This window comes from Nostoc sp. NMS4 (assembly GCF_017115095.1).
Classification (GTDB): Bacteria; Cyanobacteriota; Cyanobacteriia; order Cyanobacteriales; family Nostocaceae; genus Nostoc.
Genome location: NZ_JABXKI010000274.1, coordinates 1 through 12,956, shown reverse-complemented (window position 1 = coordinate 12,956; position 12,956 = coordinate 1). Strand labels below are relative to the sequence as shown.

General features: G+C 41.6%; 9 protein-coding genes. 3 read left to right on the top strand and 6 right to left on the bottom strand.

Annotation, left to right across the window (positions count from 1 at the left end):
• Positions 1-238: 238 nt before the first annotated feature.
• The 4 genes from HWQ37_RS25570 to HWQ37_RS25555 all read right to left on the bottom strand — a co-directional run bounded on the left by HWQ37_RS25570 (position 239) and on the right by HWQ37_RS25555 (position 5,452).
• On the bottom strand, positions 239-2,809 hold the full coding sequence (locus HWQ37_RS25570) for a GAF domain-containing protein (protein ID WP_292752612.1): 2,571 nt from the start codon (positions 2,807-2,809) through the stop codon (positions 239-241).
• A gap of 368 nt (positions 2,810-3,177) precedes the next feature.
• Positions 3,178-3,714, bottom strand: coding sequence for a bifunctional pyr operon transcriptional regulator/uracil phosphoribosyltransferase PyrR (gene pyrR, locus HWQ37_RS25565; protein WP_292752609.1), 537 nt, complete (start codon positions 3,712-3,714; stop codon positions 3,178-3,180).
• A 98-nt stretch (positions 3,715-3,812) separates the two neighbouring features.
• Positions 3,813-4,787 (bottom strand): adenosylcobinamide-phosphate synthase CbiB, encoded by a 975-nt coding sequence (cbiB, locus tag HWQ37_RS25560; protein WP_292752606.1) that lies wholly within the window; start codon positions 4,785-4,787, stop codon positions 3,813-3,815.
• Positions 4,788-5,011: 224 nt separating this feature from the next.
• The gene (locus tag HWQ37_RS25555) at positions 5,012-5,452 is read right to left on the bottom strand and encodes an Rrf2 family transcriptional regulator (protein WP_292752603.1); all 441 of its coding nucleotides are present in this window, start codon (positions 5,450-5,452) and stop codon (positions 5,012-5,014) included.
• A gap of 446 nt (positions 5,453-5,898) precedes the next feature.
• Between HWQ37_RS25555 and HWQ37_RS25550 the strand changes: the two genes are divergently transcribed.
• Complete coding sequence (locus tag HWQ37_RS25550; RefSeq protein ID WP_292752600.1) at positions 5,899-6,312, top strand: AbrB family transcriptional regulator; 414 nt, start codon at positions 5,899-5,901, stop codon at positions 6,310-6,312.
• Between the two features lie 183 nt (positions 6,313-6,495).
• Here HWQ37_RS25550 and HWQ37_RS25545 read toward each other — a convergent pair whose 3' ends face one another.
• Positions 6,496-8,400 carry a chloride channel protein gene (locus HWQ37_RS25545; protein ID WP_292752597.1) on the bottom strand — a complete coding sequence of 635 codons (1,905 nt, stop codon included), beginning with the start codon at positions 8,398-8,400 and terminating at the stop codon, positions 6,496-6,498.
• Between the two features lie 471 nt (positions 8,401-8,871).
• On the opposite strand from HWQ37_RS25545, the gene HWQ37_RS25540 reads away from it, so the two are divergent.
• Entirely contained in the window at positions 8,872-9,258 is a 387-nt protein-coding gene (locus tag HWQ37_RS25540; RefSeq protein ID WP_292752594.1) for a hypothetical protein, read from the top strand.
• A gap of 477 nt (positions 9,259-9,735) precedes the next feature.
• Here HWQ37_RS25540 and HWQ37_RS25535 read toward each other — a convergent pair whose 3' ends face one another.
• The gene (locus HWQ37_RS25535; protein WP_292752591.1) at positions 9,736-11,139 is read right to left on the bottom strand and encodes a hypothetical protein; all 1,404 of its coding nucleotides are present in this window, start codon (positions 11,137-11,139) and stop codon (positions 9,736-9,738) included.
• Positions 11,140-11,335: 196 nt separating this feature from the next.
• Between HWQ37_RS25535 and HWQ37_RS25530 the strand changes: the two genes are divergently transcribed.
• Positions 11,336-12,751 carry an energy transducer TonB gene (locus HWQ37_RS25530; protein ID WP_292752588.1) on the top strand — a complete coding sequence of 472 codons (1,416 nt, stop codon included), beginning with the start codon at positions 11,336-11,338 and terminating at the stop codon, positions 12,749-12,751.
• Positions 12,752-12,956 lie beyond the last annotated feature (205 nt).

The window sequence follows — 12,956 nt, the reverse complement described above, 5'->3', positions numbered from 1 at the left end:
TATCTACGTCATTTCAACAGTTCTCAGTTAAAAATTGTAAGTCAATTGGGATTCAGAGTCCCCCACTTCTAACAAGTGGTATGTTTCAGTCTCTCTCAAATCCCCGACTAAAACCGTGATAACTTATAACTATTGACTGTTCACTGATTTAATCATCCGTGTAATCTAGTAATCCGTATCAATCTGTGATTCAGACAATGGAGGAAATGTGATCCCAACGACAAATATTTATGCCCACCTACTTAGCTTCAGCAGCTTGATACGCTTGCAGGAGTCTAGCATGATCGAGAGTAAATCCTACTTGCATGGCTATCTGGGCAAATAAATCAATCTCAGATTGTTGCCAATCACGAGGTTCAGCACACTGATGTGCAATTAACAAGCCAAATAGCTGCTCATCTTTAATAATTGGTGCTACTAAATTTGCTTTCACACCAAAAGATTCGAGCAGATTAATGTGACAATCAGCCAAACTAGACTCATAAATATTGTTGATTGCGACAACGCGACCAGACTGGTACTTTTCTACATAGCCTTGAGTGAAACAAGGGTCATGAATTTTAGACCGCAAAACTTTCGGATAACCTGGAACCACTGATTCAGCAATGATAATTCCGAACCAATTAGCGTAAAAGCTATAAACCAGCACTCGGTCAGTACTCAAAGCTTTACGAACCTCTTCCACAGTTGTTTTAATGACATCCTCTTCTTTGAGGGATTGGCGAATGCTGCGGATAATATCTACTAGTAACTGACTCCGCATTCTTTCAGCTTCGATTCGTTGCAGAAGTCTTGCATGGTCGAGAGCAAATCCGACTTGCATCGCCATCTGGCCAAATAAATCAATCTCAGCTTGTTGCCAATCACGAGGTCTAGAGCATTGATGGGCAATTAACAAGCCAAATAGCTGTTCATCTTTAATAATGGGGGCGACCAAATTTGCTTTGACAGCAAAAGATTCAAGCAGGTGAATGTGACAATCAGCTAAACCAGCTTCATAAATGTTGTTGATTGCCAGAACGCGACCAGACCGATACTGTTCTACATAGCCTTGACCAAAACATGGGTCTTGGATTTCAGCTCGTAAAACTTTTGGGTAGGTGAGAACAACTGATTCAGCAATCACTGTTCCAGACCAATTAGCATTAAAGCTATAAACCATCACTCGGTCAGTACTTAGAGCTTTGCGAATCTCTTCCACAGTGGTTTTGAGGACATCCTCTTCGTTGAGTGATTGGCGAATAATGCCGATAGTATCTGCTAACAACTGACTTTGCACGCCTTCAGCCTCGATTCGTTGCAGGAGTCTAGCATGGTCGAGAGCAAATCCGACTTGTATCGCTATCTGAGCAAATAAATCAATCTCAGATTGTTGCCAATCACGAGGTCTAGAGCATTGATGGGCAATTAATAAGCCAAATAATTGTTCATCTTTGAGAATGGGAGCGACCAAATTTGCTTTTACAGCAAAGGATTCGAGCAAGTTAATATGACAATCAGCCAAACCAGATTGGTAAATGTTGTTTGTGGCTACAACGCGACCAGACTGATACTTTTCTACATAACCCTGACCGAAACAGATGTCTTGAATTTCAGACCGTAAAACTTTGGGATAACCTGGAACCACTGATTCAGCAATTATAATTCCAGACCAATTAGGGTAAAAGCTATAAACCAGTACTCGGTCAGTACTCAGTATTTTACGAACTTCTTCCACCGTCGTTTTGAGGACATCCTCTTCGTTCAGAGATTGGCGAATGCTGCGGGTAATTTCGATAAATGCTTGAGCTTTATCTGCCTTGGTATCTACTTGTTGTAGAAGTTTGGCGTAGTCAAGGGCAAATCCTACTTGCATGGCTACCTGAGCGAACAAATCAATCTCAGATTGTTGCCAAAAGCGAAGTCTAGAACATTGATGTGCAATCAATAAACCGAATAGCTCTTTGCCTTTAAGAATCGGTGCGACTAAATTAGATTTGACAGCAAATTGCTCCAACAACTCAATATCAGCATCACTGAGATCGGCTTGATAGATATTATCAATAGCATGGATGCGACCATTCTGATATTTTTCTATATACCCTGCTTCAAATCCAGGGTCAGAGACTGTAACCCCTAATATTTTTGGTAAACCAGGTGCTACTGATTCGGTGATAAAGGTTCCATTAGAGTTGGAATTGAAGCAAAAGATGGTGACGCGATCGATATTTAAAGCTTTACGAATTTCTTCTGAGGTAGTTTTGAGAACATCTTCTTGATTGAATGATTCTCGAACCCAACGGGTAATTTTTATTAATAGTTGGGAGTAATCAGCTTCGGCTTCTTTCTCTTCTACCAAAACCGAAAGCAGGTCTGTAAATAAGGTGATGTTTCTCTCTAACATCACTAATTCATCTTGGTTAGCGATGAAGACTTGAGTAAACTCACTGTCTGGACGTAGCTTCTTTTTGATATTATTAGAAATTGCCGCAGCGTTGGTGACTCGACTCATGACTCGATTTGTCACAAAAACAGCGATCGCACCTGCTAAAATTGCTGTCACTCCCATACCAGTTAACAATAGTGACAATTCTCTTTGTAGAGCAAGTTCAGTTTCTGTTGAACTTGTTCCATTCTCTTGTCTGACCTGGGGAATTTGCTTAGTAATAAAATTAACACTAAAATAAGTAGCTGTTCCCATTGCAACTACAGGAAGGACACTGAGACTTAGTGCCCAAACTATTGCTTTAGTCTTTAAACTCCATTTTTGCTGCCAGAATCTCGGTTGGCGATTTCGTCTTGCTTGGTTTTGAGAAAAAGACTGACTCATAAATGAAACCTGGATTGCTGCAATTGAGAATCAACTAAATCAACTCACCACCAAATTCTACACAAACCTTATTAAACAAGGACTGGCTTTCAGGAGTATTTTGAGGGACTAATCTTCTAAGTCATTTCCCCTAATGCTTTTGTTTCCTTTAAATTCAAAAAAATTGGGTCTGATTAACAGGCTTGTTACAATCAAATGGCGATCGCTTGGTTGTAATGTCTTATTTTCTCATTACGAGTTGTAGTTTTCTGACAAGACACCCAAATAATCTTTATTTTTTAACGAGAGTCTTATAGACTTCTCACAGGGAATTGATATCAGACACAAAAAGTTTCTGCTTCCTGCCCCCTGCCCCCTGCCTCCATAGCCTAATCTGCAATCAACTCTACTGCATCTCGTCCATCATAATTTTGTAAGTAAACTTTGACAATTTCTTCTTTAGCTGTAGGCAACTTCTTGCCAATAAAATCTGGATGAATTGGTAATTCTCGATGGCCTCTGTCTACTAACACAGCTAAACGAATCACTTCTGGTCTACCATATTCGTTGACTGCGTTCAAAGCAGCGCGAATCGTCCGTCCCTTGAAAATCACATCATCCACAAGTACAACCGTTTTCCCGGTAAGGTCAAAAGGAATTTCGCTTTTAGTTGGAGTCCGCAATCCAATTTTGTCAAGGTCATCTCGATAAAATGTAATATCCAAAGCGCCGACTGAGACTGCTACACCTTCGAGCATCTCAATCTGACGCGCCAATAATTCGGCTAATAACGCACCCCTGGTATAAATACCAAGAAGCACCAATTGAGACAAATCACGAGTCCTTTCGATAATTTGAGAAGCAAGGCGAGTCAAGGTACGACGGATTTCTTCGGATGAGAGAATTTCAACTACTTTGACAGACATAGTGAGTTAAGAGTGATGAGTGATGAGTGATGAGTTAGGAGTGATGAGTTTTTATTCTTAACTTCTAACTTCTAACTTCTAACTCCTAACTCCTAACTTTACATTTTATTGGGGAGAATTAAGAATATTGCGATCGCTATCCCTAACCATAGCAAAAAACAATATCGAGTCAGCTGTAAAGCATTCTGAATAGAAGTTGCACTAATGGCATAAATAGCATCTCCTAGCAGTGGTTTGTACTTAGCTACCCCCCGATACCAATTTGTACCTCCCATCTGTACACCCAAAAAAGCAGCATAAGCGCACTCACTCCAACCAGAATTGGGACTAGGATCGTTAATTGCATCCCGACGACAAATTTGCCAAATATGCATCGGTTTGCCCGATAGCAGCGCCAGAGTCACGACTGTTAACCGACAAGGTAGCCAAGTCAAATAATCTTCTAACCGCGCACAGAACCATCCTAAATAAGTATAGGGTGCTTCCCGATAGCCCACCATTGAATCAAGGGTACTGCTGGCTTTATATGCTAAAGCCAAGGGAGTTGGCCCCACAACTGGTATAAAAACACCAACAATTGCATAAAAAAGTGGAGCCATTACTCCATCGGTGGCATTTTCTGCAACCGTTTCTAAAACGGCTCGGGAAATTTCTGCTTGTGAGAGGTTTTGAGTATCTCGACCAACGTAATTACTTAAAATTTTCCGAGCCTTCTCCAAATCTCCGACGGTTAAAGGTTGTAAAACAGCCTCGGCTGCTACTCGCAAACTTTTGCCAGCAAAACAACTAGCCAAAAGAATGCTATTTATGGCAATTCCTAAGAGTGGATGAATCCATCTGGCAATTTGAATCATCAAAAAGCCAATAAGACCGCTACCAATTATTAAGATAATGCCTAGTATAATTCCAGCTAGGCGTTGGGTTAGAGAACTTTGACAGAAGTGGAGAAAAAATTTCGTCAGACGAGAAATTACCCACCCCATAACTTGCACTGGATGAGGCCAATCCCAAGGATCGCCAATTAAGTAATCTAAAAATGCTGAAATTATTAATATATAGATATTATTAGTCATAAGTCAACCAATTTTAGATTTTAAATTTTAGATTGACTGTGCCAATTTTAGGTTTTCTTGGTACTACTGCAAAAAAGCAAGCTATATGTGTCGCCTCTAATGAGCGAAACAAATCCAAAATCATAAATTTAATCATGAGCAGCCTACTACCATACTTTGTCCCGCCACGCTAACGTGGTTGGGGTCAATCCAAAATCCAAAATCCAAAATCCAAAATTGATTGACTAAACCACAAAACTAGCTTCTTCACCAAGGGAAGCTTGCCGGCTCCTAGCATCGTAATAAAGGTCTGCCAGAGTAATACTGTATAAAGCTTCTTTGACCTTTTGGTTGAGTCTCTGCCAGAGGCTAAACGTTACCCAATCTTCAGCTTGTGTAGGTGCTGGAGTGTGATGAGGTAAATGGCTGGTCTCGCCAACAGCTTCTAAAATTTGTCCTATAGATATTTGTGCAGGTTCTCTTGCCAGTTGATATCCGCCAATGCTACCACGAATTGATTTAACTATTGATGCACGACGCATTTCTATTAGCAGTTTTTCGAGGTAAGGAGCTGGGATATCTTGGCGTTTAGCGATCGCTCTCACAGATACAGGCCCATATCTTGGCTGTAAACTTAAATCTAGCAACGCCTTTACACTATAGTGTCCTCTGGTAGTTAATTTCATTTTCGCAAGTTTTGTTGTTTGTCTTTTGTCTTCGTTGGCACTGCATCTCCCTTAAAAAAATTCTGATGGATGGCTTCTGACCCTTAGACTTCTTAGTTTGTCATTTCTAAATAACCAATGACTAAGGATCAGTTTTGCTTATCATTCTGAGACTCAGTTCTCATCCTTAAGAAATAGACAACCTCTTGAGCGTTAGTTTAGAAAACTTAAAACTTATATAGTCTAGCAGTAATTCACAAATTATATATATAGTTATCAGCATTGCCAGCAGTTTCTAAAATAGATTGTCTTGGCAATATTGGTAATGGCATAACAATTGTGCATCTGAGTGTAATATACTTGGCTAGGTTGAGATAAAAACTAAAGGATTATGTTCCTGTTAGCTCAACCTCAGCTAAAATAAAATCGATTCAAACACTTCAAACATTCATTTTCGACCTAAGTTGATGCCTAAACAGAAAAAAATTGAACCCCTACTCGGCGAAGAACTGCTCAAAAGAGTCAAAGAGCTAGAGAGTGAGAGCAAAGAAGACAAAGCTAAGAAGTGCGGCTACTATACCATTACCAAAAATGGTATAGAGCGCGTCAATATGATGAAGTTCTTAAATGCCCTAATTGATGCTGAAGGCATTCAGTTAGACAGTACCCCCAGTGCTAATGGGCGTGGTGGACGTAGTGCTAGCTATAGAATTAGCGTCCAATCGAATGGCAACTTACTTATAGGTTCAGCTTATACAAAACAGATGAATCTTGAACCAGGCGATGAGTTTATCATCACTTTAGGCAAAAAGCACATTCGTCTGAGACAGGTAGATCCAGAAGATCGTGAAGGTGATGAAGCCATAGAAGCCACAGCTTAATAAATTGTCATTAGTCAATTCTCCGTTGTCATTTGTCATTTGTCCTTTGTCCTTTGTCCTTTGTCCTTTGTGAAAAACAATGACTATAAACAGTCATTAGTCAAGTGTCATTTGTCGTTTGTGAAAAATAATGACCAATGACCAATGACCAATGACCAATGACTAATGACCAATGACCAATGACTAATGACTAATGACTATATCTGTAGTGGGTAAGATTGGTAAATAATGGCGAAGTGCCTTGCGCGTGACTGCTAAATTACAGGTTAATGCAATTTGCTCTTTTTCTAATAAACCTAAAATGCGATCGGGTTTGTCTCGTGCTACCACAGGTAATTGATGTAAACCTCGAAGACTCATTCGGTCTAAAGCTTCAGATAAAAGTTCATCTTGCCATGCATAGAGAATTTCAGTAGTGCAAATGTCTATGAGAGTTTGACTGGATAAATTATCGGGAATTTCAGTTAGGGAATTTGGGTATGTTTGCCAAATAGCAAGGGCACGGTTAATATCTTCTAGAGAAAGTATACCAACTAATTGCTCTGCTTCATCAACTACTAAAGCACTAAGGACGCGATCGCGGGTCATTTCTACAGCCGCATCTAATACCCCAAGAGTTGCAGATAACTTTTTGGGACAGGGGTACATGGCATCTTCTACCAAAATTTGCTGCACAATTTCCGCTTGTTCATCTTTTAATTCCGAAAGACCAATCTGTTGTAGATTAGAGTTAGAGTTAAAAGTTGGTTTAATCCTTTCTACTAGCCAAACACTCAAACCCACAGCTGCCATCAACGGTAAAACAATCCGATAGTCGCGGGTTAATTCAAACAGCATTAAAATAGCAGTTAACGGCGCTCTCACACTAGCCGCCAGCACTGCTGCCATTCCCACCATTGCGTAAGCTGGAGGAGCCGCCATTTGATCGCAAATTGTCGGGAATGCTACAGCTAACATTTTGGCGTAAGCCGATCCAAAAGAAGCACCTAAAAACATTGCTGGTGCAAACAAACCACCGATAAAACCACTACCTGCACTAATTGCAGTCATCAATAGCTTCACCACCAACAACACCACCAACAAGTAAAGTGGAAACTCCACATCTTGAAGCATTGCTTCTACAGTTTCATAACCGACACCCAAAATTTGCGGGAAGTGCAAAGCAACAGCGCCAATGATTACACCGCCAATAATTGGATGAATCGGTTCGGGAATTCGTCCCAAAAAAGCAAAACCTGGAACCTTCCCAGCAAAGCAAGCTTTTGCTAAATGAATTGATTGAGTATAAGCCAGAGAAACTAAGCTGGCCCCTAAACCCAAACCAAGATAAAGAGGTAATTCTAAGGGACTGCGAACTTGGTAAACAGGTAAATCAAAAGCAGGTTGGGTCCCCAAACCAATTTGGGCAATTAATGCTGCTACCACCGCCGCTAGCAGCACCACACTGACGGCAGAAGTAGCAAAAGATGTAGCTCCCATCACCACCTCTAGGGCAAAAAATACTCCAGCGATGGGAGCATTAAATCCCGCAGCCAGTCCAGCCGCCGCGCCAGCACCCAACAGCAACCGTTGTCGTTCTTGAGATACATTCAGAATCTCTGAGAACAACATCCCAAAATTTGCGCCAATTTCGACACTCGGCCCCTCTGGCCCCAAAGAAGCACCGCTCCCCAAAGAAACAGATGCAGCCAACATTTTTGTCACTGGTCGTAGTGGTCGCCTAGTCTCTGTTCCCTGAGAGGCGGCGATGAGAGATGAAAGTCCAGGTCCAAAGTCTTGAGTGCGCCAACGCATCAAGCCAACAATTAATCCGCCAAGGGTGGGAACGCAAGCTAAAGTCCAAGCGCCCCAAACCCCAATTTGACCCATTAAATTTTCCAGCATCAGCTGGTGAACCAACTGGATTAAATAGTGAAAGGTGACTACACCCATACCAGTACCACCGCCAATCAGCATGGCTAAAAACAGTACAACTGTTTCTGGGGATGGTTGAAAACGATTAATTAATTGAGCTAAACGAGCGGAAGGTGTAGGAAAGGCAGGTTGTTCCGTTACCTTCCTCAGTTGAGTGGGAGGCAAGAGAGTCATTGAGAGGCGGGGTAAATGTAAGAAAAAATTTAAATTTTTATCTGTTACTTATCATTGTGAGCCATTATTTAGCAACCGGACAACTAGACTTTATTTGCTCAACTTACAAAGCTTTAGCTAAAAATGTCATTGTGCAAAATTTTTGTGGGGAGAAGGGTTAAATGAGAGAGAATTATTATTTAAGGGTCAGCGATGCCTAAGTTGGGTGTAGCTGCGGCTAGTGGGGTGCGATCGCTACGCTATTTTTTCTAGAGACAACAAAGTTTTTTAGGCTGGGTGGACGCACCCCTAAAAATTAACTAGGAGTCATCTTTGCCTAAATCTAGCTATACTCGTGTTGCGACCATTGAGCCATCCTTGGTAGTAATAGAATGTATGTATGGTTGATGCCTGATGTCAGATCGTACATCGATCCCAATTCAATATAACTATTGTTATAGAGCGAGTAAATGGACTAGGCGGACGAGGTAAATGAATATACACACTTTTGATAATCATTATGTTACTTGCCCAATTTGCCAAAGAAATGCTACGCCTAAACCAGTAAAAACACGCATGGGCTTGTTTTGCTGCCCCTATTGCCAGGAAAGGCTAGTAGTCTGCCAAAGTGGTCATTATGTCCGCGATCCGTTTACTTGGAGACAATTGATGATGTCTTCGTCGCTACGTCGTCAAAGCCGACCTTTAGCGAGGATTCTCAGAGATTTTGTCCTACTCAAGCGTCCGATGGTAGCCTTGGCTGTAGGTAGTGCCATTTTCTTTAGTGCGATCGCTTTGACCCAAGAAAAGACAAGTTACGATCGCCAAATACTTCCCACAACAGAGAAAGTTAATGAACCAGGAAACAAATCCCAGTAAATCGATTACTTTGGTATAAATCAAATTCTACTTTGATTTTTGTAATATTATAACTAAATGCTCTTATAGAACCGTGTCTTATTACCCCAAATAGTACACGGTTTTATATTATGTCCCTTTCAAGAGCGATCGCTGAGATACAATCAAAACGAGGGTTGCCGGATCGACTTTAATATGGTTCTTTTGCGGATCGCGCATTTGGCACTCTCTCGAACAACAAATATATTAACTCAGCCTAAAGGATGTTTACTTTTTTTTCCAAGCCCATGAGGTTTAGAAATGTAAACTTTTTAGCCCATCAGCTTATTTCTTCCAAGGCAATTTAGTCCCCATTTCAGTCAATGCAGAGAAGACGAGATATAAAATCAGTAAGCCAGCAGCCGCAAAGAAAGCGAGTAAATCGTTATCCATAAATGCCCGACGCTAAAACTTTGCTAATCATAGCGGAATCATCTAATCTTTAGCATTTTTATGAGTCTATAATCTTTGATCTTCTGGGTGCAAACTGTACCAGCCATACCAGTGACGAACTGCTAGCCAAACTGCTGAAAGCAAACCCGCTAAACTAAGGGTTAGTCCGCTAAAGGGTATTAATAATCCAAAAATCGGCAGCACTGCTCCAGCAATAGTAGCGACGATCGCAGCCAGGGAAGCACTGCGGCTAGCTCCCAATCCCCATGTTAAAATGAGTAAGATGATGGAAATTAAAGTCCAAGCCAACTGAGGATTGATCACGCGAGCTAGATAGGTCAAAGTCAATAGACAAGCAAAGAAAATACTAGCAGCGATCGCAATATTTCTGAAACTCATTGGCACTGACAAATATAACAACAATATCCACCACAAAAATATTGCCGGTGCTAATAGCAAAAGTCGGGGAATGATGCCAGTATGACGAATAGGGTCGGTGTTAGTAAATACTCCAAATGGATTTTTGACTGAAACATTATCGTCAAATTTCCAAGTAAATTTAGTACTACGTCCATCAACTTTAATCTCATTCGGTACAACACCACTGGCAAAATCAGCCGGAGCAAAGTTGGCAATTGCTGTGAGGCGAAAATTAGAAAGCAACTGTCCTGCGGCGCTATAAACCCAACGAGGCCCGCCTTGAGCCTGATAGGTAACTCGAAAGGTGGTTTCTTCTCCTGGTTGCAGCTGGAAGGGAAAGCCATAGTCTCCGGGATTAGTTTGTTGTAGCCGAGTCCCGTTACCCTCTACTTTATAGCCAGCAAGCAGTGTGTAGCCGTTAGGTGGCGGTGCTTCAAAAAAGAAATTATTAATATCCTTGAGTTGGTTAATTACTTTATAATCAGCAGTATATTCCACGCGATAAATTGAACTGCGACCTGGAACATCCACGCTTTGGTCTAGCTTGACTTGAATTTGCGAACCACCCAGCGTTAAGAAGCGGTTAACCTCTCGCGTATCATTGACTTTGACTATTTTGCCATTGGCTTGTGTGGTATAAGAGTATGGCTCCTGGGTAGTGTAGCGCACTTGCGGGGCAGATTGTTCGAGTTTTTCACCTGCAACACTTTCAGCTACTTGAGCCACCCTTGTTTGTTCCCAGTAGTGATAGCGATTGCTCAAAGTTGAACAGAGAAAAAATCCCGGTACTAACAGAACTAATATTAAAGTTAAATGCTGTAATCCTCGCAACAGTTGCGAATAACGAACAGCCCACTCGCCAATGAATATAAATTGTTCCGGCTGGCTGCGACGGAGAGAAAAACTGATCAGTGCGATCGCAACTCCTAAAGCTACGACTAAAAATACTAATAACAGTGAAGCTTTGAGCGCCTGGGTTCCAAATTTGACAAGCTCAATCGGATGTGTCAAATCGGGTAATCCGGGAATACCTTGAGCAGAAGATAACATTGGTTGATTTTTGCAGAATTTGGAGAACCAGACCCATAATATCTCTTAAAAGTTTCTGGACAATAGTTTTATTTGATACGCGGATAGTTGAAGTGCTGCGATCGCAACTAAAAAACTATCCGTCAAGAAAATAACAGAAACTTGTACCCTATAAATAGACTGCTGAGGCTGCTATTAAAGAAAGTACAACAATAATATGGCTTCGTCTGATAAATTTCTTTGCCATCGGAGCGTGCGCTCTCTCGATATGCTCTTGGGTGTAGCTACTTCTATCCTATTGCACTCTATTTTTTTAGTGGGGAGCAAATATTGGTACAAAGCTTTGATCCATGAGCCGAAGCAAGAAATTAGCCAAGAAATTCCAATCGAGATCGTTGAAGTTCCTGCTAATAAAACAGACATACCTCCTCAAACCTCATTCCGGGCTACCAAAAATTCTCTTGCCGGTGGTAAAGCTTCGCCAGAAAGACCTGTTTCTGTGGTGAAGTCAGCAGCCGATAACGAGCGTTCTTTTGACTTAAAAGCCTCATCTCCTCTCAAGGTATTCCAGACAGGACGGCAGCAGCAAAAAACAGAATCTCCAAAAACGGCATCAACATCTGCAAGCTCGGCACAAGTACTTAATTCTCAAAAAATTGCAGTCGCACCAATAACTACACCGTTACCAGTTCCGCCTCTTAAAACAGCGCCCAACCCTAAGCAAATACCTCCAGTACCTACAACTACAGCGCAAGTAAATAATTCTAAGAAAATTGCAGTCGCACCAGTGACTACACCGTTACCAGTTCCGCCTCTTAAAACAGCGCCCAACCCTAAGCAAATACCTCCAGTACCTACAACTACAGCGCAAGTAAATAATTCTAAGAAAATTGCAGTCGCACCAGTGACTACACCGTTACCAGTTCCGCCTCTTAAAACAGCGCCTTTGACAACACCTTTAGTACTCAAGCCAAAACAAATAGTGTCAACACCTGCAACTACAGCACAAGTACCTAATTTTAAAAAGATTGCTGTAGCACCAATGAATAGATCACAGCCAGCGCAATTGGGAAAAACAGCACTTGAAAGAGCTACGACATTACAAGTACCCCGCAATTCTAAAAAGTTAGGGCAGTCGAGAGTTGGATTCAGTGGGCGAACACCGACCCAAGCTCAGTCATCTCTAAAAACAGGTGCAGCAAGTTTGTTGGGTGGTACTGTGGGTGTATCTAGTCAGAATTATCGCAGCGATCAACTGGCATCTGTGCCTAATTCCAACCGCGATCGCATTGGGACTCCTGGTGTTGATGCCAGCAGTCAAGATATAGACCTCACCTCTTACTTAAATAAACTAAAGCAACGTGTTCAGCAGCAGTGGCTACCAGGAATCAGCCAATCTAATCGGCGAACGGTGCTTAACTTCACTATTAACCGTTCAGGTGAAGTTAGTAATCTCAATATTCTACAAACCTCTGGATTTCATGTAACTGATGAAGTCGCACTCAATGCTATACAACGAGCTGCACCTTTTGCACCTTTGCCCACAGGATATCCCAAAAAATACATTAATATCGAATTTACGTTTGATATCAATGTTTATGGTGAACTAAATTTATGGAGAGATGGTGGCTAACAACAGGGAAACAGCAAACTCAGAGCTTTTATCGAACAGAATTCAGGAGTCAGGTGGTCACTGAGCTTGTCCTGAGCGTAGCCGAAGGGCGTAGTCGAAGGGCGTAGTCAAAGGGCGTAGTCGAAGGGCGTAGTCAAAGGGCGTAGTCGAAGTGAGTCAGAATGGGCTACGCTAACAGAATGAATTTTGACCGAAAAAGCGGATA

Bases quoted from the DNA above. Each gene is read 5' to 3' on its own strand.
- pyrR (WP_292752609.1), bottom strand. From the start codon at position 3,714: ATGTCTGTCAAAGTAGTTGAAATTCTCTCATCCGAAGAAATCCGTCGT.
- HWQ37_RS25570 (WP_292752612.1), bottom strand. From the start codon at position 2,809: ATGAGTCAGTCTTTTTCTCAAAACCAAGCAAGACGAAATCGCCAACCG.
- HWQ37_RS25540 (WP_292752594.1), top strand. From the start codon at position 8,872: ATGAATATACACACTTTTGATAATCATTATGTTACTTGCCCAATTTGC.
- HWQ37_RS25555 (WP_292752603.1), bottom strand. From the start codon at position 5,452: ATGAAATTAACTACCAGAGGACACTATAGTGTAAAGGCGTTGCTAGAT.
- HWQ37_RS25550 (WP_292752600.1), top strand. From the start codon at position 5,899: ATGCCTAAACAGAAAAAAATTGAACCCCTACTCGGCGAAGAACTGCTC.
- HWQ37_RS25530 (WP_292752588.1), top strand. From the start codon at position 11,336: ATGGCTTCGTCTGATAAATTTCTTTGCCATCGGAGCGTGCGCTCTCTC.
- HWQ37_RS25535 (WP_292752591.1), bottom strand. From the start codon at position 11,139: ATGTTATCTTCTGCTCAAGGTATTCCCGGATTACCCGATTTGACACAT.
- cbiB (WP_292752606.1), bottom strand. From the start codon at position 4,787: ATGACTAATAATATCTATATATTAATAATTTCAGCATTTTTAGATTAC.
- HWQ37_RS25545 (WP_292752597.1), bottom strand. From the start codon at position 8,400: ATGACTCTCTTGCCTCCCACTCAACTGAGGAAGGTAACGGAACAACCT.